The sequence below is a fragment of the Streptacidiphilus anmyonensis genome (genome assembly GCF_000787855.1).
Lineage (GTDB): Bacteria > Actinomycetota > Actinomycetes > Streptomycetales > Streptomycetaceae > Streptacidiphilus > Streptacidiphilus anmyonensis.
In genome coordinates this window covers 60,141-85,199 of sequence record NZ_BBPQ01000035.1, presented here as the reverse complement: position 1 = coordinate 85,199, position 25,059 = coordinate 60,141, and the positions used below count along the sequence as shown (strand labels likewise).

Annotated in this window: 27 protein-coding genes; 17 read left to right on the top strand and 10 right to left on the bottom strand. The window is 71.8% G+C overall.

Going from position 1 to position 25,059, the window contains the following annotated elements:
- Positions 1-23 precede the first annotated feature (23 nt).
- The 14 genes from TR50_RS48205 (at position 24) to TR50_RS25975 (ending at position 11,739) form a co-directional block, all read left to right on the top strand.
- Positions 24-1,361: a hypothetical protein gene (locus TR50_RS48205; protein WP_042426764.1), complete on the top strand. Its 1,338-nt coding sequence runs from the start codon at positions 24-26 to the stop codon at positions 1,359-1,361.
- 224 nt (positions 1,362-1,585) lie between these two features.
- Positions 1,586-2,161 (top strand): hypothetical protein, encoded by a 576-nt coding sequence (locus TR50_RS26030; protein ID WP_042426761.1) that lies wholly within the window; start codon positions 1,586-1,588, stop codon positions 2,159-2,161.
- Between the two features lie 124 nt (positions 2,162-2,285).
- Complete coding sequence (locus TR50_RS26025) at positions 2,286-2,846, top strand: hypothetical protein (protein WP_042426758.1); 561 nt, start codon at positions 2,286-2,288, stop codon at positions 2,844-2,846.
- Positions 2,840-3,085: a hypothetical protein gene (locus TR50_RS26020; protein WP_042426755.1), complete on the top strand. Its 246-nt coding sequence runs from the start codon at positions 2,840-2,842 to the stop codon at positions 3,083-3,085. Before TR50_RS26025 ends, TR50_RS26020 begins: the two co-directional genes overlap by 7 nt.
- 454 nt (positions 3,086-3,539) lie before the next feature.
- A complete protein-coding gene (locus TR50_RS26015; RefSeq protein WP_052441328.1) occupies positions 3,540-5,087 on the top strand; it encodes a ParB/RepB/Spo0J family partition protein in 1,548 nt (515 codons plus the stop codon).
- A 136-nt stretch (positions 5,088-5,223) separates the two neighbouring features.
- On the top strand, positions 5,224-5,457 hold the full coding sequence (locus tag TR50_RS26010) for a hypothetical protein (protein WP_042426753.1): 234 nt from the start codon (positions 5,224-5,226) through the stop codon (positions 5,455-5,457).
- A gap of 23 nt (positions 5,458-5,480) precedes the next feature.
- Positions 5,481-5,624: a hypothetical protein gene (locus tag TR50_RS47030; RefSeq protein WP_160311188.1), complete on the top strand. Its 144-nt coding sequence runs from the start codon at positions 5,481-5,483 to the stop codon at positions 5,622-5,624.
- A 598-nt stretch (positions 5,625-6,222) separates the two neighbouring features.
- Positions 6,223-6,783, top strand: coding sequence for an adenine nucleotide alpha hydrolase family protein (locus TR50_RS49175; protein WP_236654595.1), 561 nt, complete (start codon positions 6,223-6,225; stop codon positions 6,781-6,783).
- A gap of 72 nt (positions 6,784-6,855) precedes the next feature.
- On the top strand, positions 6,856-7,113 hold the full coding sequence (locus tag TR50_RS26000; RefSeq protein WP_042426750.1) for a hypothetical protein: 258 nt from the start codon (positions 6,856-6,858) through the stop codon (positions 7,111-7,113).
- Between the two features lie 184 nt (positions 7,114-7,297).
- Positions 7,298-8,371, top strand: a complete 1,074-nt coding sequence (locus TR50_RS25995; protein WP_052441327.1) for an AAA family ATPase — start codon at positions 7,298-7,300, stop codon at positions 8,369-8,371.
- Between the two features lie 75 nt (positions 8,372-8,446).
- Positions 8,447-9,595, top strand: coding sequence for a PD-(D/E)XK nuclease family protein (locus TR50_RS25990; RefSeq protein ID WP_042426748.1), 1,149 nt, complete (start codon positions 8,447-8,449; stop codon positions 9,593-9,595).
- 165 nt (positions 9,596-9,760) lie between these two features.
- Positions 9,761-10,681 carry a single-stranded DNA-binding protein gene (locus tag TR50_RS25985; protein ID WP_042426746.1) on the top strand — a complete coding sequence of 307 codons (921 nt, stop codon included), beginning with the start codon at positions 9,761-9,763 and terminating at the stop codon, positions 10,679-10,681.
- Between the two features lie 93 nt (positions 10,682-10,774).
- Complete coding sequence (locus tag TR50_RS25980) at positions 10,775-11,116, top strand: hypothetical protein (protein ID WP_042426743.1); 342 nt, start codon at positions 10,775-10,777, stop codon at positions 11,114-11,116.
- A 191-nt stretch (positions 11,117-11,307) separates the two neighbouring features.
- A complete protein-coding gene (locus TR50_RS25975) occupies positions 11,308-11,739 on the top strand; it encodes a hypothetical protein (RefSeq protein ID WP_042426740.1) in 432 nt (143 codons plus the stop codon).
- 68 nt (positions 11,740-11,807) lie between these two features.
- Here the strand turns inward: TR50_RS25975 and TR50_RS25970 are convergent, their stop codons facing one another.
- From TR50_RS25970 to TR50_RS25950, 5 genes are all read right to left on the bottom strand, one after another.
- Positions 11,808-12,308: an NUDIX hydrolase gene (locus TR50_RS25970; protein ID WP_052441326.1), complete on the bottom strand. Its 501-nt coding sequence runs from the start codon at positions 12,306-12,308 to the stop codon at positions 11,808-11,810.
- Positions 12,309-12,383: 75 nt separating this feature from the next.
- Positions 12,384-13,538, bottom strand: coding sequence for a DegT/DnrJ/EryC1/StrS family aminotransferase (locus TR50_RS25965; protein ID WP_042426737.1), 1,155 nt, complete (start codon positions 13,536-13,538; stop codon positions 12,384-12,386).
- The gene (locus TR50_RS25960; RefSeq protein ID WP_042426733.1) at positions 13,535-14,596 is read right to left on the bottom strand and encodes an NAD-dependent epimerase/dehydratase family protein; all 1,062 of its coding nucleotides are present in this window, start codon (positions 14,594-14,596) and stop codon (positions 13,535-13,537) included. Before TR50_RS25960 ends, TR50_RS25965 begins: the two co-directional genes overlap by 4 nt.
- A 12-nt stretch (positions 14,597-14,608) precedes the next feature.
- Positions 14,609-15,949: a hypothetical protein gene (locus TR50_RS25955; protein WP_042426731.1), complete on the bottom strand. Its 1,341-nt coding sequence runs from the start codon at positions 15,947-15,949 to the stop codon at positions 14,609-14,611.
- Positions 15,950-15,966: 17 nt separating this feature from the next.
- Complete coding sequence (locus TR50_RS25950; protein ID WP_236654594.1) at positions 15,967-16,704, bottom strand: HD domain-containing protein; 738 nt, start codon at positions 16,702-16,704, stop codon at positions 15,967-15,969.
- A 53-nt stretch (positions 16,705-16,757) separates the two neighbouring features.
- On the opposite strand from TR50_RS25950, the gene TR50_RS25945 reads away from it, so the two are divergent.
- Positions 16,758-17,588 (top strand): glycosyltransferase family 2 protein, encoded by an 831-nt coding sequence (locus TR50_RS25945; RefSeq protein WP_042426726.1) that lies wholly within the window; start codon positions 16,758-16,760, stop codon positions 17,586-17,588.
- On the opposite strand, the gene TR50_RS25940 is transcribed toward TR50_RS25945, so the two are convergent.
- Positions 17,585-18,610, bottom strand: coding sequence for an NAD-dependent epimerase/dehydratase family protein (locus TR50_RS25940; protein ID WP_042426724.1), 1,026 nt, complete (start codon positions 18,608-18,610; stop codon positions 17,585-17,587). The two genes, TR50_RS25945 and TR50_RS25940, sit on opposite strands and share 4 nt — an antisense overlap.
- Positions 18,611-19,095: 485 nt before the next feature.
- Positions 19,096-19,572 carry an ATP-binding protein gene (locus tag TR50_RS47025; protein ID WP_269084812.1) on the bottom strand — a complete coding sequence of 159 codons (477 nt, stop codon included), beginning with the start codon at positions 19,570-19,572 and terminating at the stop codon, positions 19,096-19,098.
- A 210-nt stretch (positions 19,573-19,782) separates the two neighbouring features.
- Between TR50_RS47025 and TR50_RS25930 the strand changes: the two genes are divergently transcribed.
- The gene (locus TR50_RS25930) at positions 19,783-21,081 is read left to right on the top strand and encodes an NsdA family TPR-like regulatory protein (RefSeq protein ID WP_042426722.1); all 1,299 of its coding nucleotides are present in this window, start codon (positions 19,783-19,785) and stop codon (positions 21,079-21,081) included.
- Here TR50_RS25930 and TR50_RS25925 read toward each other — a convergent pair.
- On the bottom strand, positions 21,078-21,620 hold the full coding sequence (locus tag TR50_RS25925; protein WP_042426720.1) for an NUDIX hydrolase: 543 nt from the start codon (positions 21,618-21,620) through the stop codon (positions 21,078-21,080). The genes TR50_RS25930 and TR50_RS25925 overlap by 4 nt on opposite strands.
- Before the next feature lie 572 nt (positions 21,621-22,192).
- Between TR50_RS25925 and TR50_RS25920 the strand changes: the two genes are divergently transcribed.
- Entirely contained in the window at positions 22,193-22,921 is a 729-nt protein-coding gene (locus tag TR50_RS25920; RefSeq protein ID WP_160311187.1) for a hypothetical protein, read from the top strand.
- Between the two features lie 213 nt (positions 22,922-23,134).
- Here TR50_RS25920 and TR50_RS49170 read toward each other — a convergent pair whose 3' ends face one another.
- The gene (locus tag TR50_RS49170) at positions 23,135-24,112 is read right to left on the bottom strand and encodes a hypothetical protein (protein ID WP_236654597.1); all 978 of its coding nucleotides are present in this window, start codon (positions 24,110-24,112) and stop codon (positions 23,135-23,137) included.
- A gap of 2 nt (positions 24,113-24,114) precedes the next feature.
- Positions 24,115-25,002: a replication-relaxation family protein gene (locus TR50_RS25910; RefSeq protein ID WP_042426712.1), complete on the bottom strand. Its 888-nt coding sequence runs from the start codon at positions 25,000-25,002 to the stop codon at positions 24,115-24,117.
- Positions 25,003-25,059 lie beyond the last annotated feature (57 nt).

Genomic DNA, 25,059 nt, shown 5'->3' with positions numbered 1-25,059 from the left:
GCCCTGCCCAGGAGGCACCCCACATGACCGATCACCGCTCCCCCACCGCCGGTAACCCGATGAGCCAGCGCGCCGCCGACGTACTCGCATGGGCCCTCGGGGAGCCGCTCCCGGTCCCCGCCGAGCAGGCCCCCGCGCCCGCCGACGACGCCGAGCAGCCCGCCCCGGCCGCGCCGGTCGAGGAGTCCGCCCCGGCCGACGCCCCGGAGGAGCGGCCCGAGGTCGGGCCCGGCCCCGACGCCGGCGTCGAGCCCCCGGCCGCGCCGGAGCCGGAGCGCGCAGAGGAGAGCGCTCCCGCCCCGGTGCTGGAGGAGCCCGACGACAACGGCGCAGAGCGCCCGCACGCCGCACCTGAATTCCCCGGCAGCCACATCGGGCGCGCGTGGGGAGACACGGAGATCGAGGACGCGTGCCCGTGCCCGCAGGAGGCGTGCGGACTCATCGACCCGGTGCGCGCGGTCCCGGAGTGCGACCAGCACGGTCCCGGCACCGCCAAGACGATGCGGCAGGGCCACGGCGCCGACGAGTGCCCCGGCCCGCGCCCGAAGATCACGCCCCTGGAGGCGCTGCGCCAGCGCGCCGACCAGGCCCGCACGAACCTGCACCGGCTGGGGGCGATGGAGCGCCGCCAGGTGCGCGAACTGCGCTTCACCCGCGAGCGCATCACCTCTGCCCAGGCCGAGTTGCTGCGCATGGTGGACGAGCTGTTGGCGATGGCGGAGCAGTCGTCCCAGGCACCGGCCACGCCCGAACCCACCCCGGCAGCCGAGCCGGTCGAGGCCCCCGAGGAGAGCGAGGAGCGGGAACCGCTGCTGCGGGTGCTGGACAACCAGGCCGCCGACATCCACCCGCAGTTCGGCCCGTATGGCCCGTACCCGCACACGCGCACCGGGGAGGCCCGCACCGACTGGGTGGCGTCCTGGCTGGGTCACGCCCCGGCCATGCGGTTCCGGGGCGAGCAGCTGACCGAGGACGGTTGGCAGCGTGCGCAGCTGACCGACCCGGACGGCGAGACGTCCGCGTTCACCATGGCCCGCACGCTCGCCAGGCTGCGCAACGGCACGCCCGTGCAGTGGGCCACGGACGGCACCGTCTCCGGGCCTGGCTTCCGCTGGACCCCGGTGGCCGACTGCCAGCCGCTCCCGGTCGGCGACCGCATCGCATGGGCGGAGCAATTCAACGGCGCGACCGCCGCGCTCACCGCACCGGACAGCAGTTGGAAGACCGAGCCCGGCTGGGCGTCCGCCCCCGCGCTCCGAGACGCCCTGCACGGACTGCCCGCCGACGCCGCCAGCGTGCGCGCCGGAGTGCTCAAGCTCTACTCCCGCGACCGGGTCTTCCGCTTCACCCCCCGCCCCTGAACCCTCCGGGGCCGCCCCCACCGGGTGGCCCCTCCCCGGAAGGACCCGATCCCATGACCGAGCACCGCCCCGCCACCCGGACCACCGTCACGAGCGTGCCCACGTGCCCGTGTCCGAACGAGTTCGTCGAGCCGGCGGCCTCCGCGCGGCCGAGCGCGCACGCTTGCCCGCCGGTCCGGCGCGCCCCCGCGCCGGACCGTCCCCACCCTCCACGAGGAGTTCCCGTGTCCCTGATGCTCGCCCGCACGCCGGGCCCCTGCCCCACCCCTGAAGACGTCGTGGACGAGCGGGCCCGCTGGGCCGCGTCCTGGCTCGGCGACGCCGCCGGGCACGCCCTGTTCCGTATGGAGGTAAGCGACGGCAGCGGTTGGACCCGGCATCCGTTCGCCGACCCGGACGGGCACATGCCCGCCGCGCACGTGGCCGAAGCGCTTGCCCTGATGGCCCCCGGAACCGTCGTCGTCCGTACCGCCCAGGACGTCACGGTCACCGGCCCCGCCCGGTACGGGCACAGCCGTATCCGTTTCACCGCCGTGCCGGACGCCCGCACGCTCGTGCCCGGCGCTCCGGTCGACTGGGCCGCGACGTTTACCGGCGACGGCTGGGATTCGGCACTCGTCGTCGCCGGTGCGCGGCACGCCTGGCAGCCGCTCCCGGATCTCGCCCGCGCCCACATGGTCCAGAAGCTGCTGTCTGAGACCGGCTGCTGCCCCGACGGGGCGGTCGCAACGGTCGACGCTGCCGGGGTCATCAAGGTCTACGCCGAGGGCGCCGCGATCCGGCTCACCCCCACCGCCTGATCCGCCCGCGCTCCACCACGCGCGTCACCGCGTCGTGCCCGCAGGACCCGACCTGCGGGCACGCTGCCCCGACCTGGCCATCCGGGCTGGTACCACCGACACCCCACTAAGAAGGGCAACCACCATGACCACCGCGACTGTTGAAAGCATCTGCCAGGCCCTGGCCGAGACCACGTCCCTGTTCGCCGTCTTCGACTGGGCCGAGGAGGAGATCGAGAAGGCCCAGCACCGCCACGGCGAGACGGGCCGGGGGCCGATCTGGCGCGCGGGATTCACCCTCGTGCGCCCGACCCTGGACCGGACCTACACGTGCGAGATGCTGTACCGCTCCCACGCCGCCGAACTGCTCGACCGGTTCGCGCGGGGCGAGGACACCCGGCCCGCGACGACGGCCGAGATGATCGCCGCCCTGCTGGAGACGGCGCTCAAGGCCCCGCTCGCCCCTTCGGCGTTCTGCCTGTACATGCGGCTGTTCATCCGGGCCTTTCCACAGACCGCCTTGTCGCTGTTCGGGGACACGGACGCCCTGGACCCGGCCGCGTACGAGAGCGTCCACGGCGCGAGGGCCGACGAACACGAAGCTGAGCTGCGCCGCGCGCTCACCCGGAGCGCCCGGACGCCGAAGACCGCCGGCACCGGCACGCTCCCCGAGGGCGGGTGCGGTGGGGGTGAGCAGCTGTGCTGACGCTCACCCCCAGCCGGGACGGCGGAACGGTGCTGGACTGCCCGCACCCGCCCGGCATGGTCGCACCCGTGCTGCGCCCGATCGGCTGGGTCGTCCGGCCGGATGCGCAGTTGCGGCTGCGCGGCAGCGCCGGACACCCGGCTGACGCACGCAGAATCCGGCTCACGCAGAAGGCGCTGCGCCGCCGCGGATTCGCCCTGACAGCTACCCGGCCGTGCGCCCGCACGCACAGGCGCTGACCCGAGGAGGACCGATGCCCACCCGCTACCCGACCGCTATGCCTGCGGTTCCCGCCCACCGCTGGAACGCCGAGAAGGCCGGACCCGACACGATCGCCGACGACGGGACCTACGCGGAGAGCGCTTCGAGATCGACGCCGACAGCCCGGAGGAAGCCGAAGCCCGGACCCTCGCGTGGATCGACCACGACTACGAGGACGACTTGCGCGGGGCCACCGCGACCGCGCTGTGCCAGGTGCGGCAGGGACGCTGGGACGTCCGCCTGCGCGTCATCGGCGAGTTCTGACCATGAAGGCCCCGCGCTCAGCGCTCCCTAAGCCAAGCTGACGCGGAATCACCGCAGGTCAGGGGGCCACGGAAACTCAGTGGCCCCGCCCAATTAGTTACCTATTATAGAATCTGTCAGGGGTTGGCACCCCGGGCACGACGAACCACCACGCGAAGGAGGCCCACCGTGGCCAGCACCACCAGCAGCACCGACCCCCAGGTTGAGGCGGCCGAGACCGCCGCTCGCGCCGAGGAGACCCGCCCCGCCGCGATCGGGACGCTGATCGAGGTCCACCCCGACCGCCTCGTGGTCGACCCCGCCAATGTCCGCAAGGACAACCCGCAGCCCAGCGCTGAACTGCTCCAGTCCGTCGCCGAGATCGGCGTCCGGGAGCCGATCGGCGTGCGCGGCCCCGGCCCCGACGGTGAGTTCTGGGTGTTCAAGGGACAGCGCCGCGCACTCGCTGCCAAGGCCGCCGCCAAGGCCGCACGCGAGAGGAAGCAGCCGGTCCGGATGGTGCCCGCGATCCTCGACGTGATCGACGACGAGGCCGAGGCCGTCCTGCTGTCGCTGGTCGAGAACAAGCACCGCGAGGCGATGACCGCCCGCGACGACGTCAACGCCGTCGCCCAGCTCTCCCTGCTCACCGACGACGACATCGAGCGTCGCAACCGCGCCGCCAACGCGCTCGGACTGACCCCCGACCAGGTCGCCGCCGCGCAGCGCGCCCGCAAGCTGACCCCGAAGTCGCTGACCACCGCGACCGCGTCCGGCTACGACCTGGAGCAGATGGGCGACCTGGTCGAGGTCGAGAAGGTGCCGAACGCGACCGCCGTGCTGGACCAGGCGAAGAGGGACGACGAGCGCGACGGCGGGCGCGGCCACTGGGAGCATGCGATGTCGCGGCTGCGCGGCGATCTGGGGGTGATCGAGCGCGCCGCCGCCGTCCGCGCGGAGCTGGGCGCGGCGAAGGTCAAGATCGTGAACCCGCAGCCGTACTACAGCGGCTACGGCGAGAGGCCGAAGGACCGGGAGCTGTCCGAGCTGCGCACGCAGCTGGGCGGGCCGGTCCTGCCGGAGAAGCACGCCGGCTGCCCCGGACACGCGGCCCGGATCGACAGGGCCACGGGCGAGGCGGTGTTCCTGTGCCTGGACCCGGTCGCGCACGGGCACAAGGTGCCGAAGAAGGCCGGCAAGCCGCGCAGCGAGCAGGAGAAGGCCCGTCACGCGAGCGTCGTCGCGCACAACCGGGCTTGGCGTGACGCCCGACCGGTGCGGCACAAGTTCATCGCCGAGCTGGTCGCGCGGCCGAAGGTCTCCGAGGCGGTGCAGCTGTTCTGCCTGTCCCACCTGCTCCACCAGAGCGAGGGCAGCAGCCGCTACGCGGACAAGGGCGAACTCGCCTACGCCGCCGGGTTCCTCGGTGTGCCCGAGCCGAAGACCGGCCGGTGGAACAAGCCGTTCCAGGGCGCGGTCACGAAGGCGATGAAGGGCCGCCGCACCGCGAACCTGGTGCTCGCCCACGTCGCCGCCGTCGTCGAGTTCGACATGGGCGACCGCGCGTGGGAGAGCGGGAGTGCCCGGGTGAAGGAGTGGCTGCGGCTGCTCGCCGCTGAGGGCTACACCCTGTCCGAGGTCGAGGCCGAGATCACCGGCCCGGTGCTCAAGCCCGCCGCCAAGGGCGCGCCGAAGGGCCCGGCCACCGCCCGCACCAAGCTCGCCACGGCCGCCTGAGCGGCCCAACTCCCCCGCACCGCAGACGGGGCCGCCGCCGAACACGGCGGCGGCCCCGCTGCTCCCCCACCAGCCCCGCGCCCGCGCCGTGCCCGCGCGCACCCGGCCGGGGCGCACGCACCACAGGAGACACCCCGTGGCCCCGTCCCGCAACGACCTGTCGCTGTGGCTGGTCACCATCCCCTTCCGCCGCCCCCGCGACCAGCGCAAGGGCGAGCAGACCTTCCGCGTCCGCGCCGACACCGCACGCCAGGCCCGCGCCGAGGCGTGGCGCCTCGCCCAGAAGCCCGCCGCGCTCGCACACCGGCGCGGCGCGGCCCTGATCCCCACCGGCCCGCTGCTGCTGCGCGCCGAGCGCATCCCCGACTGACCCAAACGACCCCAGGAGCAACCGTGACCCGCACACGCACAACCATGACCAGCCCGAACCCGGACAACGAGCCCGTCATCCCGAAGATCCCGCACCAGCGCCCCTGCCCGCCACAGAAGCCGGACCCCGCCAAGCGCCCGCACATCCCGCCGCAGCGCGACCGCTGACCGACACCCACCACGCTCCGGGCCGCCGCACGGCCTGGAGCCCCCATGGAGCGGAGCCGATGCCGAATGACCGACCACAGCAGCCCGCCCGATTTGGTGCCCATCGGCACCGTCACCCGGGCGCTGGTGCCCGACCTGACCGACTACGACGTGATCAGCGCCAACCTGTCCGGCGGCGCGGACTCCTTCGCCGTGCTGCACGAGCTGATGCACGCCGCCGACGCCGCCGGCGTCTCCGACCGGGTGTGGACCTTCCACGCGACGCTCGGTGTGGCCGAGTGGCCGGACGTCCACGACCGCGCGGGCGTGGTGCACCCGGGCGCGGCCGGGATGGCGGCGGCGCAGAGCCTGTTCTGCGGTGTGCCCACGGACCGGCATCTTGTCGGGACGAAGCACACGAGCGCTGCGACCCCGGTGGTCTACGACCTGCTCGCCTACACCGCCGCCTACGGCCGGTTCCCGCGCCTGGGCACCCGCTACTGCACCCGCCAGTTCAAAGAGGCCGTCGAAGAAGCCGCTTTCACCCCCGTCATCAGCCAGTTGAAAGTCACGCTCGGCCTGGGCCGACAGCTCGAGGGCGGTGAAGCTGCGCCGTCCGGTGCGACGCCTGAAGGTCCTCGGGCTGCGCGCCCAGGAGTCCCGCGACCGCGCGAAGCGCCCCGCCTACCGCCACGTCCACCGCAACGGGGTGCGGCACGTGGACGAGTGGTGCCCCGTCAAGGACTGGACCAAGGACGACGTCCGTGCCCTGCACACCGCAACGGGCATGGCGCACCACTGGACCTACGACTCCCGGCCCGGCGCGGACGACTGGCAGGGCACCAGCCGCAGCTCGTGCTCGCTGTGCTTCCTCGCGTCCCGCCGTGACCTGCTGCTCGGCGTCGCGCGCCGCCCCCGACTCGCAGCGCTGATCGCCCACGTCGAACAGGCCCGCGGCGACACCTTCCGCCCCGACTGGTCCATGGCGCAGCTCATCGCCTGGTCCAGCAGGCCCGGCGCTCCCGCGCCCGGCATCGTCCTGGCCGACCAGACGCCCGAGTTCGCGCACCTGGAGCGACAGGTCACGCTCGCGCTCGCCCGAGCGCCCCGGCGTCTGCCGCACCTGGCCACGCGCCTGCCCGTCCTCGGCGACGACGGCTGCACGGCCCGCTGCTGCTGACGCCTCCCACCTCTCTGCTCCGCCCGGCCGCAACCAGTTCGCGGCCGGGCGGCAACGCTCCCGGAGACCTTGATGCCCTGCCACACCGACGTCTCGCTCCTGCTCCACCTCGCCCGCGACGAGAAGCGCCCGCTGGCCCTGGCCTTCCCCGACGACGCTCCGACCGATTCGGCTCCCGCTGTGATCGCCGCTGAAGTCCTGGACAACGCAGCGCGCGGCCACGTTGCCACCCGGTCCGCGCTCGCAGCCGCCGCCCAGCACATCACTGAAAGGCCGGCGGCGCTGCGGCTGCTCGCCCACGTCCTCGCGCCACCCATGCGGGGCCGGTGAACCCCCGGCGAATCCGCCGCGTTGCGCGCACAGCCGCACCGGACAGCCCGCCCCTCCCCGCCCACCGAAGCATCCCGGCCGGGCCGGACGGCGCGCACCGGCGAATCGACCTGACTTCCCGTCCCCCGCGTCCGGCCAGATCCGGCCGGACGCAACCACCGACTGCCACGAGGAGGCATCCGAGATGACCGTGAAGCTCAAGACCCGAAAGCCCACCGGGCTGGTGCCCTGGCCCTTCCTTCTCATCGAGGGCGAGGAGGGCGCGGGCAAGACCTACGCCGCCGCGAAGTTCTCCGCCTCCAGGCGGATCGGGCCCACCTACTGGGTCGACCTGGCCGAAGGGTCGGCGGACGAGTACGCCGCGATCGACGGGGCGCGGTTCGAGATCGTCGACCACGACGGGACGTTCCGCGACATCCGCGAGCAGATCGAGGCCGTCCACGCCGAGGCCCGCCGCGCCGCCGCCGCGAAGGCGCCGCCCGTGGTACTGGTACTGGACACCGCGACCGCGCTGTGGCGGATGCTCACCACCTGGACCCACGAGCGCGCCCGGCGCAGCCGGTCCAACGCCCGCACCCTCGCGGCCGACCCGGACGCGCCGATCGAGGTCGCGATGAACCTGTGGAACGACGCCAACGAGCGCTGGCAGCAGGTCCTCTACCTGCTCCAGACGTTCCCCGGCATCGTCATCGTCACCGCCCGGGGCCGGGAGGTGACCGCGATCGACGAGGACGGCAGGCCGGTCAAGCGCGGCAACAAGGTGATGACCGCGTGGAAGGTCCAGGCGCAGAGGGACCTGGGGTTCGACTGCTCGCTGTGGGTGCGGCTGCGCCGTGAGGAGCAGCCGCAGGTGATCAAGACCCGGTCGCTGCGGCTGCGGGTGGAGCCGGGCAAGCCGCTGACGCTCCCGAAGCTGGACGTCGAGGACCTGATCTTCACGCGGCTCGGCTGCTCCGTGGACACCCAGCCGAGGCAGGTCACCGCCCTGGCCGCCGACCGCACCCGGCCGTGGCTGGGCCGTGTCTCGCAGACCGGCGACGTGGAAGCGCTCAAGGCGCTGTGGCGCGAGACCTCGCCCGAGAAGTCCGGCCTCACCCGGGAGGAGGCCGCCGTCGTCCAGGCCGCGATCCGGCTGCGCAAGGAGGAGCTGGAGGCCCCGCCGAGCGAACTGGCCGACCCGGCCAGCGATGCGGACAAGCTCCGTGCCGCCGCCCAGCGCGCCCAGGCCCCCGCCGACGCCGACGCCGAGGGGTCCTGACCCCGCATCCATGAGGTGGCGCGGCCCGCGCACCGGCCGCGCCACCCGCTTCTGTCCTGAAGGGAACAGCGCACCATGTCCATCGCCACCGTCGCGCCGGTCTCCATCTGGGAGGCCGCACACGAGGTCGACGCCGACCGCCCCCGCTCCCGGCAGACGCAGCTCGGCGCGTCCGACACTGTTTGCCAGCGCCGCGCCGCTTACATCCTCGCCGGCACCGCTCCGACCGACGACGCCGACAAGCGCATGGCGATCCTGGGCACCTACATCCACGAGGGCCTGCTCTCCGCCGCCCGCACACGCTACCGGTGGCAGGTCGAGCGCAGCGTCGCCGACGAGTGGATCCGCGGTCACATCGACGCCGTGCAGTTCGACGAGGCCACCGCGCGTCGCCTGCCCGAGCGCCACCGTCCCCGCGTCCACGCGACCGCCAGCCCGGAGCAGGGCGTGGTGGTGGAGGACCTGAAGACGAAGTCGACGTTCGTGTGGGACCGGGTGCTCAAGTACGGGGCGACGGCTGCCGAGCTGCGCCAGATCTACACCTACGCCCGACTACTGCGCACGGCCGGATTCGAGAACGTGAAGGGGCAGCGGCACCTGGCCCGGCTCGGACCAATCCCCGTCCGCACGCTGCGCTTCCGCTTCGTCAACCGCGACAACGGCGCGGAGCACACTCAGACGTTCCGCTACGACGAGCGCGCCGCCGAACACGCCCGCTGGTGGGTCGAGCAGGTCCGCGGCTTCGAGGACCCCGACACCGCCCTACGGGACTTCGACGGGCCTGGCCTGGACGGGACATGCGACCACTGCCCGTTCCGCACCCGGTGCTGGCCTCCTGCCGACCCGCCAGGAGCCGCCCCGCAGAGCGTCCTGGTCCGCGACGACGCCGACCGCGCCACCGCGCTGGCCGACTACGAACGCGGCCAGCAACTGGAAAGCCGAGGCGGCCACATCCGCAAGCTCGCCCGGGCGAAGCTCGACGCCTCCCCGCCCGGCATCTACGGCGACCACCAACTCACCTGGACCGGCGGCAACGCCAAGCGCGAGCCGGACACCGAGGCCATGCTCCGCCTCTTCCGAGAGGCCGGGCTCCCGATCCCCACCACCCCGGACCTTTCCGCGATGACCGCGCAACTGAAGGCCGCAGGCGTCGCAGTGCCCGAGCGCGACAGCCGCTCCCGCACCCCCCGCACGATCAACGTCACCCGCGCTCCCGCCAACTGACCACCCCTGCGCCGCGCCGGAGGGCGACTCCAGCGCGGCCCCAACACCCACCTGCCGAGGCGAAGACGAGGACTGAGTTCCCGTCGGCTCCACTGGTGAAGTTCGGAAACCCCCTGGACCGCACGAAGTATGTTAACTATTATTAAATCGCCAACTGGAGGACCCATGCCCGCCACACCCGCCGCGTGGCTTGTCGTCCATGCGCGCGTCACCGACCGCCGCGCCATCACCGCCGACCTCGCCGTCGCGCTACCCGCGTCGGGAGGCGACGGAGCCGTCCCCGTGCTCGCCGTCCTCGCCCTGCACCTGGCCGAGCTACGCCGCACCGCAGCCGACCCCGACGCGGCCGCGCTGCGCAGCGCACTGGCCCGCGCCTTCCCCGGCCTGCGCGCCTACCGCTACTCCCCGGTCCATGACCCGCGCGTAAGCGTCTGCCTCGACGTCGCCCTGCATCCGGCCGCCGACGGTGGATGGGCCGGGGTCCAACTGGCCCTCACCGAGCAGAGCACCGAAGCCGGAAGGCACCCGTGGAGCCGGATCACGCGCCGCCACGGCATCCGCGCCGTCCTACGCCACACCCAAGCCGAACTCGACGTCGCCGAGCAGCACCAGCACGCCCTCGCCCGAACCGACCGGTCCGCCGTGCGGCGGGCCGAGCGCGTCGCCCAGCTGCGCGGCGCGGTCGCGGCCGCGCTGCACCAGGCCGAGCAGGACGTCGCACCCGGCACACCACCGCCGCCGGCCCTCGGCACCGGGGCCCGCCTGGCCACCCGGATCGAGTCCCGGCCGCAGGTGCTCACCGGCGCGGTCAGCCGGCCCGTGGTGCTGCGCGAGGGCGAGGACGGCCCCGTCGCCCGACTGCTCCTCACCCCCGACACCCCGCCCGTCATCGGCGAGGTCACCGCGTCGGTGCTGGTGTGCACACTGCGCGGAGACGCCGCCCGCCATGCGGCCGCCACCCTCACACCCGGATCCCACGTCCTGATCGTCGGGACCATCGCCCACCGCTCCTACACCGGCGAGGACCGCATCCCCCGCGTCGCCCTCACCCTCGACGTCCAGCACATCGGCCAGGCCCTGACCTGACCACCACCCAACCGCCGGGCCCCGGAGGGCTTCCGGGGCCCGCCAGTCGAAACCACGCCCAGGCGCCGCCCGGCATGAAGGAGGATCAACCCCATGTCCGCCGACACCGCCACCGCCCTGCTCGACCTCGCCGCCCAGGCCGAGAAGCTGACCAACCCGGCCGGGCTGCGCGCCCTGCTCGCGAAAGGCCACCCGCTGTACTGCCAGGCCCTCGAAGACGTCCGCACCCACACCCGCACCCAGGCCGCCAGCTGGAGCGACCAGCAGCTCGCCGAGCACGCCGCCGCGGAAGGCGTCCCCGCCGTACCCGGCGCGAGCCGCGAGGAGATCCTCGTTGAATGGGTCTTCGCCCGCTTCGACGCCACCCCCGCAGCGATCGCCTACCAAGCACTGGCCGAACGCGCCCACGCCCACCACACCGGCCTCGTCGACTGAGCCCAAGCAGAACTGGTGACCTCGCACCAGGTCACCAGTGCAGGTCAGCGGCCCGCACCGCCCGAAGTAACCAGCGCCGCAGCAGCCGATCCGTGACCGCCGGACGCCGCGGTGGTTACCGAACTGGTGACCCCGGCGCGCTCCCATAACCCTCTGTACCGACGACTCCACGAGCCAAAATCGAGAAGCCCATGCGCGCCATCGTGATCACCACGCTCGGCGAAACCCGCAGCGTCGAGCTCTCCGACGACGGACACCACTCCGAGATCCGCCGCCTCCTCGCCGGCTCCCCCGACCGGGCCGTCCACCACCGCGAGGCGCTGCTATGGATCCACGGGAACGGCACCGGCGAAGGCCTGCCATCGAACCTGCCCGCCTGGACCCTGGCCTGCGCCTGGCGCGGCCTCACCCTGGACTACGAGCTCTTCGGCGACATCGTCATCACCGGCCGCACGGTCGACGGCGACGCGAATTCTCTCGAGGCCGACCTGGCCGAACAGGCCCGCACCGTGACCGCCACCACGCTCGAGACGCTCCGACGCCGGCAGCAGAAGCCTCCGGCGTCCAACGAGGCCGCACTGAACGAACTGCTCGCCTACACAGCCCGCGACGTCACGCCGTGAGGCGCGGCCGAGCGGCAGGTCGTCCGGCGACCGATCGCTGCGCCGGACGCTCAGCCAGGAGCGCGGGGTTACGGCTCCTGGCCGTCGTTGAGGTGCAGCACCGTCCCGGCCTGCCGGGCCCGCCACACGGCGGCGAACCAGGGCTTCTGCTCGGGTTGAAGGTGCGGCTGCCACTCCTCGAAGGAGCGCCACGCGGCCTCGTCGTGCTCCGCGCTCAGCACGACCTGGGTGTCCACGGGGAAGCGTCCGGCGTCGAAGCAGAAGTCGATCACCGGTGGCCAGCCGTCCATGTCCTCCGAAGTGCGGTAGTCGACGACGCGCAGTCGCGGCACCGCAGGCAGGAAGATCCCGCTCTCCTCGCCGGACTCGCGCATCGCGGTCTCGTGCGGCTTCTCCCCCAAGTCGGCAAGGCCCCCCGGGAGCTGCCACCAAGCCGGATGCCCGGGATACCCGTGGGCCTGGTGCAGCATCAGGATCCGGTTGTCCGGGTCGGTGATGAGCGTGCACGCCGACACCACGTGCCGGGGCAGGCGCGCGGCGAAGTCGGTCGCCGGAACCATCGTCGTCATCGCAACTCCCTGCCCGTCCCGCATGGTGGGGATTGCCAGGTGGCTGGCAACCCCCACCATCGTCTCGACCGTCCGTCAGTCCGTCCACCGGATGGAGCGAAGCGCGTCGATCACTCGGTCCACCTCCTGGGTGGTCATGTCGGGGTAGCAGGGTAGGGACAGCTGCTGCCGCGCTGCAGCTTCTGTGACGGCGAGGCGGCGTTCGAGGTCCTGGCGGTAGATCCCGAGTTCGTGGACAGGCCGGAAGTGCTGGCTGGTCCCGATGTGGTGGCGGTCCTTAAGGAGCTTGGCAACCTCGTCCCGTGTGAAGGGTGCGGTGTCGCTGATGAACACGGAGTACAGGAACCAGCCGTGCTCGACCCCAGGGAGCACCGCGGGGAGCGCGAGTCCGGGCAGGCCGGTGAGGGCGCTGGCATAGGTGCCAGCGATCTCGGCGCGGCGGGAGGTGAACGCGGCGAGCTTGCGGAACTGCTGGACGCCGAGGGCGGCGGTGACGTCCGGCATGACGTACTTGAGGCCGGGCGCGGTGACCTCGTAGTGGGCAGTGCTGCGGGTTCCGTGGCGCTGCCAGACCGAGGAGTCGAGCCCGTGCCTGCCCAGCAGCCGGGCGCGCTGCACCAGGTCGGCACGGCCCACAAGCATGCCGCCCTCCCCGGTGGTGATGACCTTGTTCGCGTAGAAGCTGAAGGCCGCGAGGTCGCCGACGCTGCCCGCGCGGTGGCCGTCGCGGCTGGCGTGCAGGGCGTGGGCGGCGTCCTCGATGAGCAGCAGCTGGTGGTCGTCGGCGAGCTTGCGAAAGGCGAGCAGGTCGCAGGGGTGGCCGCCGTAGTGCATGACGACGATCGCCTTGGTGTGCTCGGTGATCGCGGCTTCAGTGGCGGCCGGGTCGATGTTGTAGGTGACCGGCTCCACGTCCACGAAGACCGGGCGCGCGCCGGTCTGGAGCAGCGCGTTCGGGGCCGCGCAGAACGTGAGGCTGGGCGTGATCACCTCGTCGCCGGGACCGATGCCGGCGGCGAGGAACGCCAGGTGCAGGGCGGCGGTGCAGGAGGACACCGCAAAGGCGTCTTCGACGCCGAGGGCGTCGCGCACGACTTCCTCGAAGCGGGCGGCTTTCGGGCCGTGGGTGAGCCAGCCGGAGCGCAGGGTGTCGGTCACCTCCGCGATCTCCTCGTCCCCGATCGAGGGCCGGTTCCAGGGCAGGAACGGCAGCGTGCTCGTGTCGGTCACAGGGTGCTCCAGGTGGTGGTGGCGTACTCGTCGTGGAGGCGCTTGCACTCCGGGGAGCCGAGGACACTGATGCGCCCCGTGTCGCGCGATGCGATCAGCCCGCGGTAGTTGTCGTACTCGGGCAAGTCGGGCTCACCGAGCTGCCCGGTGGCGACGGCTTCGGCGACCTCGCGGACGCCGTGTTCCAGCGTGGCCGGGACCAGATCGGGGAAGGCGTCAGCGAGCCGGGCGAAGCTGGTGCGGTAGTCCCGCGCGTCGGCCTCGTCGCGCTCGGGGCCGCGGTCGATGCGGGCACCGGGCACGACCTGTTCGACAGTGGTGGCGATGTCGGCGATGGTGTAGTTCTCCCGGTCGGAGCCCACGTTGAAGGTCCGCTGCCCCTTGCCGGTGGTGAGGACGCGGGCGAGGACGAGTGCGACATCGCCGACGTGGACCAGGGGGCGACGCTGCGCGCCGCCGTTGAGGGGGATGCGGCCGGTAGAGAGCGCGTGCGCGGTCATGCGATTCACGACGGAATCAAGGCGCTGGCGCGGCGAGCGGCCGTGGACGGTCGCCAGACGCAGCACCGTGAGGTGTTGGTCGGCTGTGGTCATGGCCGCGAGGCGTCGCTCGGCAAGGACCTTGGTGCGGGCGTAGATGCCGAGCGGGTTGGCAAGGGTGTCCTCGGTGACGGTTCCTTCGCGGCTGCCGTAGACGCTGCAGGAGGAGAAGAACACGTAGTGCGGGACACCCGCGCGGGTGGCGGCCTCGTGAGCGAGGATCGGGGAGGCGTAGTTGAGTTCCACGGCAAGCGGTTCGTCCACTGCGCACGCGGGCTCGCCGACCAGGCCGCCGAGGTGCACCACGGCGTCCGCTCCCTGGCTGGCGCGGCGCAGGGCGTCGGGGTCGCGCAGGTCGGCAGGAGCGAAGATGCATCCGGCCGGCAGAAGCCGGTGGGGGTCGTCGTCGCGCAGGTAGATCAGTCCGTCGACGACGGTGACGTGGTGGCCGAGCTGGGCGAGGTGCTGGGCGGCGACGGAGCCGAGGTATCCGGCGCCGCCGAGCAGGACGATGCGCATGAGAAGGGCCTTTCAGGAGGCTTGGGCGGGGAGGGGTGCGGGCTGGCGGGTGAAGTGGGCGTAGCCGAGGGCGGTGTAGCGGAGATCGGTCAGGCGCGGGATGAAGGTCACGTCGAGCTCGTCGACGGCGTGGAGCATTCCGTTGGGGCTAATGTCGGCGGTCCAGGCCCGGTAGCCGCAGTGGGGGTAGGACAGGTTGATGCCGATCTCGCCCTTGGGGATGGTGCCGTTGAACGGGGTCGCGATGCCGGTGGTGTTCCAGTAGCCGCACGCTCCCAGGGCTTTGGCCTGTTCGAAGACCGGGAACAGCTGCGGGTAGCGGGGACTGGTTCGCAGCTGGCGGAAGATCAGCTGACCGGCGAGCCCGGGCGACAGTGCGGCCAGGGCGGGGAAGTCGGTGACCTGCTGGAACGTCACCGCGCCGGCGTCGGTTGTGGGGTCGAGGGCGATGCACGTGAACAGGTGGGACAGGCGGTCCCGGGTGTATGCGGCGGCGCCCGCGGCGAGGCCGGGTTCGATGTGCTCGATGAGTTCCAGCAGCGCGGCGTGGCCGGGCTGGAAGAGCGCGAGGTCGAACAGCCGGTCCATCGACGTGACCGCGTTGAACGCCAGGCGTTTAGGGGGCAGGTTGTTCAGCTCGCCGCTCTCGGCCAGGGCCTTCGTCTCGCGGCTGGTGGAGTGCAGCATCAGGTACTCCGACAGCACCTCGAAGTACAGGTAGCCCAGGAACGGCAACGCGGGGATCGCGGCGGCGAGGCGGTCGATGAACTGGCCGGCGGCGGTCGTGGGGCGGCGCGCGTTGGTGAGGAGCAGGTCCAGCACGGGTGCCGCGGCCTGGACCCGCTGCACCGCGGCCTGCTGGAGCCAGGCGTGCTCGGTGTCCGTGAGGAAGCTCTGGTGATCCTGGTAGGTGCGTAGGTGGATGCGGCCCAGGTGCAGGTAGTCCAGGCCCTTGAGTGGGGTGGGGGCGCTGGGGGTGATCTCGAAGATCAGGGGTTGGCGGTCCTGCTTGGTCTGGAGCAGGTAGGAGCCGAGGTTGTGGGGGCGGAGGCCGTCGGGCTCGGGGAACAGCGGTGCGCAGTACAGACTCCCGACCAGGCAGCCGGCCGCCTGGTAGAGCTGGCCGCTGTCCCGGATGGCGTCGAGGACGGGGGTGGTGTGCATGAGGTAGATCCGCTGCCCGCTCGCCAGCGTCTGCAGCATCGAGCTGCTGTGCAGGAGCCACCCGCCGGGGGTGTCGTGTGCGAGGTGCTGCCGCCAGTCGTGCTCGGTCGCCGCGAGCCCACGGGGCGTGGGCCGGGTGGTGGGGTGCGGGCTGTAGTCGGCGTGGACGCGGTCCCATTCGGTGAGCACGGAGCGTTCCCCCTCTTTCAGCGCTTGCGATTGACGGAGGCGTGGTTGGTGGCACCGTTCAGGCGCGCGCGTTCGCTGCGGACCACGGCGTCGAACGCGAACCGGGACAGCCATGCCGGGACCTCGATGCGGAGCCGGGAGGTGTCGGGCCACCAGTCGGCGCGCGGCAGCCGGTAGCGGTCCAGGCAGTCCGCCGCTTTGAGCAGGTCCGTCAACTGCCGGGCGCGGGCGTAGTCGGCCTCCTGGGCGGGTGTGAACCTGCAGTAGGGGACGTCGTGGAGGGCGACCGCTGCCGCGGCTTCCCCGAGCCGCTGCGGCGTGGTCTCGATCGCGAGCTGGGCTGTGACCTCGGTGGCGTGCTCGGTGAGCCAGTGGGCGGCACGGCGGCCGTGGCCGGGGTCGGTGCGGTCGTCGAGGCGGCGGCAGTCGTGGACGGCAGCCGCCAGGCGCAGCGCACCGGCGGTATCCCACGGCAGGCTGGCTTGCCGGGCCAGGAGCCCGGCGAAGGTGGCGACACGAGCGCCATGCCGCACGCCGTGGATGCCGTCGGCCTGGTCCGGGTCGGCGAACCAGCCGGTTGCCAGCACCAGCGGCGTCGCGTGGCGGGCCCAGCGCGGCGCTGTGGCCAGGAACGAGGGCCGCATGCCCTCGATCCAGTCGAGGGTTTCCCGGTCCATCCGCTGCCGGTCGGGGAGGGCACCGGTGACGGCGAGGTGGCGCAGCGTCCGGTTAGGCTGTGCCGCTGTTGAAGGCATCGGTCTCCTTGGGATGGGTTGGGTACGTGGAGCTGGGCGTAGCGGTCGTGACGATGGGCACGCGGCCGAAGGAGCTGGCCGCGCTGCTGGAGTCGGTCCGGTCGCAGCAGGCACCGGCTGCGCGGACCGTGGTGGTCGGCAACGGGTGTCGGCTGGACGGTCTGCCCGAGTGGGTCGAGACGGTGGAGCTGCCAGAGAATCTGGGGGTGACTGGCGGGCGGAACGCCGCGCTGGAGCGCCTGCGGGACGTGGATCTGGTGCTGGATCTGGACGACGACGGGCTGCTCGTCGACGACCAGGTGTTCACCCGGATCGGGGAGCTGTTCGCGGCTGACGAGAGGCTTGGGATCGTGAGCTTCCGGATCGCGGACGAGACCGATGTCACCCAGCGCCGCCATGTGCCCCGGTTGCGGGCCGGTGACCCGATGCGCGGCGGCTACGTGACGACGTTCCTCGGCGGCGCGCACGTGCTGGCGCAGCCGATGCTCGCGCAGGTCGGTGACTGGCCGGACGCGTTCTTCTTCGCGCACGAGGAAACCGACATGGCCTGGCGGGCCCTGGACGCGGGATGGAAGGTGCTCTACGCACCGCAGCTGCTGTTGCAGCACCCGCGCACCTCGCCGACCCGGCACGCGTTCTTCTACCGGGTCAACGCCCGCAACCGGGTCTACCTCGCGCGCCGCAACCTGCCCGCCGCCCTGGTCCCGGTCTACCTCGGGGTGTGGGTGGCGCTCACCGGGGCCCGCACCCGCGACCTGGCGGGGCTGAAGGTGTGGTTCCAGGGCTTCGCCGAGGGCTGGCGCACCCCCTGCGGCCCGCGCAAGCCCATGCGCTGGCGCACCGTGTGGAAGCTGGCCCGGCTCGGCCGGCCTCCGGTGATCTAGGCCGCGCGTTCGTCGCGCATCCACGCCGGGATCGCCTCTGGGGTCCGGTCCAGCCAACTGGTGTAGCGGCGAACGCCCTCCACCACGCTGATGCCAGGACGCCACCCGAGCACCTGTTCCATGCGCGAGATGTCCGCGTACCCGCCCTCGGGGTCGCCGACCGGCATCGGAGTGTCCACGAGCGCGGCCTCCGGGTACCGGATCCGGATCAGCTCGGCGATCTGACGGATCAACGTCCCCGTCCCGGTGCCGATATTCACGGTCTGGTTGTGCGCCTGCGGGGCGACCAGCGCCCGCAGGGTGCCGGCGGCAACGTCGTCCACGTGCACAAAGTCGCGGACCTGGTGACCGCCACCGTTCAGATGCAACGGCAGCCCGAGGGCAGCGCGCATCGCGAACCAGGCGACCACCCAGGAGTGGCTGTCCTGCTTGACGACCTGCGGCTCCCCGTACACCGAGAAATACCGCACCACCGCGTACGAGGTCCCGGCCGCGCCAAGAACGGCCGCGGTCTGGTACTCCCCCCACACCTTCGTGTTGCCGTACACCGACAGCGGACGCACCGCGGCGCCCTCGGTGAACAACCCGGGACCTGCGTCGCCAGAGGTTCCGTTGCCGTAAACGCTGGCAGACGAGACAAACACCAGCCGGCGCACACTGCTGCTCGCGGCGGCAGCCTCCAGGACTCGTTCGGTCCCGACGATGTTGTTCCCGATGGCATCGATGGGGCGGCGCGTGCAGGCTGCGACGTCCGCGAGCGCGGCGGCGTGGACCACGTAGTCGCAACCTGCCAGCAGCCCCTCCATCAGCCCGGGCTCGCTGATGTCCCCCACCACGAAGTCGGGGCCGCCGGTGTCGATGCCGAACTGCTGGCTATAGACGGTGGGCGGGTAGGCGTCGAGCTTGCACACCGAGATCGGCCGTGCGCCCAGGTCGCGGAGCTTCGCGGTAATCCGGCTTCCGACCAGGCCGCCGGCGCCCGTCACCAGCACGGTCTTGCCGGACAACGACTCAAGGGACATCGAGCTCTCCTTGCCTCTCAAAGGGTTCTGCAGGTAACGGTGCACTGCCGCCAGGCACCAAGGTGGTGCCCGGCGAGCCTCCGCGGGCGCGCTGGTGCAGGAGCGTGCTGGGCTGATGGCAGGGACAGCCGCAGGAGCGGACGCTGCTCCCCACTAGGTCTCCGGCGTGGCAGGTGAACGACCCTGGCCACAGGGCGTGAAGGCGCGGGTGGGTGTCGCTGCGACACGCCCCCGGACCGCTCCGCGCCCGCCCAGGTCACGGCCCTGCTTCCTGCTCATGGCCATCGGATTGCTGGTGGCAGGCGCAGACGCAGGGGACCTTGACCCACCCCAGGACGCGGTCCTGGTAGCCGGGCCAGTGACACATCTCGTGCAGGTCCGGCCAACGGTCCCCACCGGTCCGGCACTCCGGCGTCGCGTATCCACGCGGCAGCAACCCCACCGGACGAGTGGTCACTTCCGCTGCCCGATCGGACGCGACGACCTCAAGATGTTCCGCCACCATCGTCTCGTCCTCCGCGCTGATCTTGGGTTTCGTCACTGCGTGGCTGGTGGGGCAGCTCGTCGTCGGTGAGCACGCGTTGGGCCCATGCACGGGTGCCGTCCAGGGTTCGCTGCACGCCGCTGGTGGTGGCCTGCTGGCGGACAAGGGACAGGCCGCGACCGCGTTCGCCGCTGGGATCAGGCTTGTGTTCGCGCCACGTGCCGGTGTCCCGGACTTCCAGGCACACCGTCCGCCCGAGCAGCGTGATCGTCAGTGAGGTGCTCTCGCTGGCCGAGTGGACGACCGAGTTGGTGACGAGTTCGGAGACGATCACGCGGATCTCGTACTCTGCTTGGCCGGTGACGCCCCAGTGGCCGAGCACGGCACGGGTGAAGCCACGCGCCTGCCGGGGAGCTTCATTGCTGCACCGAAGTGCACACGCGGCGGACCGCCGTGCAGGCGGCGACCCGATCTCCACGCTGTCCTTTGAGTCGGGACGGGTGTCGCGAGACTGCAGTACTTGTGGGCCGGCTACCACGGTGAGCCGCCTCCCCTCCAGGGCTGATGTGGGAAAGATTCGCGCGGCGGCTGGATCTCGTTGCAGGCCCACGTGATTACCCAACCTGGGTACGATTGCAGTGCGCCAGCAGTTATTCACTGAGTGCAACTACCGGAGGAGACGCTGCCGATGGCGAGCTTGGACGGACCTCACGAGCTGCCGCCGGCCCTCCTGACCCGGCCCGAGATGATCGCCGCGTGCCGGAATCGGGACTTCACCAGCGTCTTCTCCTTGGTGAAGCGGCACGCTGGGATCTACCCCGCACGGATCGCGGCCTTATGCGGCATGACGCCGAGTCGGGTCGGAGAGATCATGAGCGGGCAGCGGGGGCTCGCCCACATCGACGTGATCGAGCGCGTGGCCGACGGCCTGCGCATCCCCGGTGCGATGCTCGGGCTCGCACAGCGTCACTGGGAAATCCCTCCGCCCGCAGTCGTCAGTGCTCCCGAACCACCGCCTTCCCCAGCCCCTCCCCCACCCCGGCAAGTCGCCGACCTGGCCGAGATCCTGCACAGCGCGCAGGCGGAGCAGGTCACCCGCTCGACCCTCGCCGCAATGCGGTCCTCGATCGAGGGCTACTGGCGCCAGGACGACCAACACGGCGGCGCGGCGCTCCGACCCGCTGTCGTCGGCCAGCTGCGCTACGCGCAGCAACTGATCGCCGGCACCCACAAGGGGCCCCTGCGTCGCGACCTGGTCGAGGTCGCCGCCGAGCTGGCCCGACTGGCTGGCTGGGCATACTTCGATGCCCGCCAGTACAGCACCGCCCGTGGCTACTTCACGCAGGCCCTGCATCTGGCCCAGGACCTCACGGACCGACAGTTCACCGCGAACGTGCTCTCGTGCATGAGCTTGCAGGCCACCTACGAGGGGGACGCGAGCGAGGCGGCAGCGCTGGCGGCCGCCGCCCAGGACACCGCCCGCGGGGCGGCAGCTCCCGACCTGGTGATGGCGATGCTGTACATGCGGGAGGCCTTCGCCCACGCAATGATGCGCGATCACACAGAGTGCCACCGGGCCATCGGGAAGGCGAACACGCATTTCGAGCGGGCCGACCTGGCCTGCGCCCCGCAGTGGGTGCGGTACTTCGACGAGACCAAGCTCGTCGTGGACACCGGCATCGCGCTGGCGCAGCTCGGCGAGCACGGCAAAGCCGAGCCGCTGATCGCTGAGGGCCTGCGGCGGGAGAACCACGAGCAGGCTCGCGGCCGTGCGTTCCACACGTTCTGGTTGGCCTCGACACAGTTGCGCAACGGGGCCCTGGACCAGGCCTGCGCCACTGCGGGCACTGCGCTTGACCTTGTCACCAGCGTCGACTCGCCCCGTGTGGCCACACACGTCCGCGAGTTCCACCAAAGGCTGGCAGGCCACGCCGGCGAGGCGCCCGTGGTCGCTTTCGAGGCCAGGATGCGCGCAGCGTTCGCCTAGCTCTTGGTCGCCTCGTCCAGCAGCAGGTAGAGCAGGCCGATCAGTGACCCGCTCGACACTATCTCCCGGCGGTCGATCATCGCGCGGATGTCCGCCAGGGGGATCCACTCCACGCGATCGGCTTCATTGACCTCGGTGGGCGGACCCGTGTAGACGTCCGCCTCGGCACGAAAGACGTGGTGCTCGGAGTCGGTAATGCCGTTCGCCGGCTGACCGTAGATCAAGGGCTTGACCGACTTGACCCGCCAGCCGGTCTCTTCCTCCACTTCGCGGGCCGCGGCCTGCTCCGGGGTTTCGCCGTCCTGCTCCTCGATCAGGCCCATGGGCAGCTCCCACGCCCAGGTGTCGGTGATGAACCGGTGACGCCACATCATGAGCACACGCTTTTGATCGTCCAACACGACGGCGACGGCAAGGTGCCGCAGCTTGACGACGTGGTGCTCCCAGCGGCGCCCGTCCGGCTGCTGTACGTCGACCAGCCAGAGGTTCACCCACGGGTTCTCGTAGATCGGCCGCTCACCGTGCACCTGCCACTGCATCCCGCTGCCCCTCTCATGCTGGTGATCACGTCCAGCATGTCAGCTTGCTCCGCACCTGTCCCGACCTCGGACCTGACACGGAATCTGCCCCGGAGATCAACGAGCGCCTTGCAGGCGTCTCGTTGCGGACCTGGGACGGCAGCGCGATCACTCGCCCGGCGCCTCCGACCCGCTACCACGCCGGAGTCGCCCTGATCATCCACGTCGCCGACCTTTCGCCAGGCCGTCCGTCGGCACGCTGACAGCGGATCACGAGCGCGGAGCGAGGAGCTGACCCTGATGAGCCGTGACAAAGGAATGCACGAACGAGAGCCCATCGCATCACCCGGGCAACCCCGGCCGTGCGGCATCAGAGGACCGGCAACCTCACCAGTCCGGGCTTCTTGGGCACTGCCGGTCCCCGGCGTGGGTCCGGCGGGCGGCAAGCGGTGAGTTGCCCCGCGACCCCGAAGATACCTATTATGCAATGAGCTACTCCGTGGAGAGGCACCGCTATGCCTAGGGCCAGCGCTCTGATCGGCTTCGACGACATCGTCGCCGCCTACCACGTCTCACCTGAGCGACTTCGCCGGGTGACGGCCCAGCACGCGCTGACTGGGTTCCCCGTGCCGGTACTAGCCGACAGCGACGGCGAGCGTTGGGGCCGCGAGGCGGTGGAGGTGTGGATGGCCGAGCCGGTCCAGGCGCCGCAGGTGGCCGTGCTGCTGGATCTCAAGCGCGCGATCACCGTGCACACCTACGCGAAGAAGCCCGGCTACTTCATTGACCCCGATCAGACCGAGCTGACGCCGGGCGGCCTCGAGCGCAAGCGGTGGCGGCGCGACCGGATTCTCGCCTGGGATGCGACCCGCACCGGCAGCGGGAACCCCGGGACCGGTGGCCCCCGTCCGCTTCCCCCGGATCCTGAGACCGAGGCCGGCGTCGACACGAGCCAGGAGACGGTCTCCACGGCAGATGCTGCGCGGCTGCTCGGGTTCGCGAACGTCTCGAGCTTCACCTCCGCCTATTCGCAGGGGTTCGTCACCGGTATCGGCGAGCCGACAGCACCTGAGGCGCGGTCTGGGCGAGGTAGTCGGAGTCGGCGGTGGGACACGCAGTTGGTGCTGCAGGAGGCCGAGCGCCGCCGCCAGGTGGTCACTGGCCGCCGGTCCCGCGTGACTGCCTGCCTGGAGGCACTGCGGGCGTCCGACGGGGCGTCGGTGTCGGCGGTGACGCTGCATCAGGGTGACACGGCCGGGGGCACCCTTGACGAGTGGAAGAACGCGTTGACGCAAGCGCGTCGGCAGTTCAAAGCCGGCTGACCGGGTCCTGGGCGTGGCAAGCGGCCGGTTCCGCGGACCGGTGGGTCCGCGGCGGGAGGTTGGCTTCCTCCCCCGGCCGCACTCTCCGGCCGACTGGGCACCACGCCCTACCGGAGGTGGACCGATCGTATCGCGGCCGGGTCGCCGTTGTGGGGGCAACGCGCGCGGCGGACTCGGTTTCGGTTGGTCTGCGGGATCCGGGCCATGTCCGCCTCACCTTGCAACGCAGCGGTGGCACAGGCTCTCTCCGACGGTCAGAGGGCGGCCGCACAGGCCGTCGTCGCCCGGGCACTCGCGGTGGACGCCGCGGTCGGCCGGGCGGGACGGTGCGGCAGCCGCCTCCGCGTTCTGCGGCGTCGGGGTCTGGAGCAGGTCCTCGATGCGCCATGCGAGGGCGCCTCGCGGGTGGGTGAGCTCTTCGGTGTCGGCGGTCAGCGCGGTGAGGATGCGGGTGCGGGTCCAGCCGCGACCAAGGAGCTCGTCGACCTTGTCTCCCAGGCGCCGCACGGTGGTGCCGGTGAGGGTGAGTCCGGCAACGGCGTCGGCGACGGTCCACAGAAGGTCCTGTCCCGGCGTTCCGTGCGCTTGCGGGCTGTGCCGCTGGGGTTGCTCCGGCGTGATGGTCTCCGCCCCGGCCCTCCCGCTGTTCCCGGCCGCGTTGCGGCCTGGGTCCTGCGCGGGGGGCAGGTGGGGGGAGGTCGGGTTGGTGTTCTTGCCGCTGGTGTTCTTGGTGTTGGTGTTCTTAGGGGGTTGATCAGCCGCTGGCGGCCCAGCCGCTGGCGGATAATCGACCACCGGCCCGGACCTGCGGTTTTGCTTGTTCTGGCTGGTGGGAGCCGGTGGCGGGTTTTCCGTCACCGGCTCTGAGCTGGGCGAAGGCCTGTCCGGGGTGTCGGTGATCAGGTATTCGAACGCGCCGAGGGTGCCGTCGGGGCGGCGTTCCTGACGGCGGAACAGGTAGCCGTACGCCTCCAGCTCGCGCAGGCCGGTCTTGATGGCCGCCAGGCCGTCCGTGGATTGCTCGGCCAGGCGCTGTGGAGTGATGCCGAAGCCGTCGCGGTGGGTGGAGATGAGCCCGAAGACGCCCTTGGCCTTGAACGACAGCCTCGGGTCGCGGAAGAGGTCGTTGGAGATCTGGGTGAAGCGGTCCGCCGCCATGGCTCCTCGGCGGATCCGCGGGTACGTGCGCATGGTCACAGCGCGGTCCACCCCCATGGTGAGGTGTCCTCGCCAGCCAGCGGGGTCCAGATCGGCGCTGAGGGCCCGTGGGCTTCGAGGTCTTCCAGGACGGCGGCGCCGAGTGGGACCTTGCGCGCGAGCCGCGCGGCCAGTGGGTTGCCCGCGGCCATGGCCCGCAGGTCCTGGATGCGGTTGTCCAGAACGGGGCGTGAAGCTGCGGTCAGGACGAACAGCACCCGGGGGAAGACCGGGTAGTGGCGCAGCCAGGCCGGGAGCGGGGCCACGGTGCGGTTGCCGCTGCGGCGGGCCGCGATCGCGACGGGGGTGTAGTCGTGGAACCGGGAGTAGGTCATGAGTTTGGAGGCGAGGCGCTCGCTGCTCATGGTGGCGCGGTCGAGCTCGATGAAGGCCCGCAGCTGGGTGCGGCTGCCGGCGTCGGTTGTGGTGTAGCGCATCAGGGCGTCGGCGATCAGGGCGTCGCCGCGGGTCTCGGAGAGCCGGTGGCCGACTTCCGGGCTCCAGTCGAGCGGGCCGTAGTCGTCGCCGTGGCGGCGGGCGTCGGCGAGGAAGGCCAGGTGGGTGCGCAGGACCGCGAGGGTGTGCGGGGCGCGGACCTTGATGGAGGCCGGGGTGTCCGTGAAGGCGGGGTGGTCCTGGTCGCGCAGTTCGGGCAGGGAGCCGGCGACGTCGCGGCCGGAGGCGGTGAGGTACCACAGGCGCATCGAGCCGGGGCGCGGGAGGACGACACAGTCGGCGAGGCCCTGGGAGCGCAGGTCCTGGAGCTGGAGGCGGGTGGCGTTGATGTGCCTGCCGCTGCCGAGCAGGTCGTGCAGTTGGCGGGTGCTGCCCATACGGTGCTGGCTCAGGCAGGCGAGCAGGAAATAGGCGGGGATGACGTTCACTGGAACTCCGTGGTCTTGCCGAGGCGGGGGCGCTCGGGGGGCGGGGGGGGCGGGGGG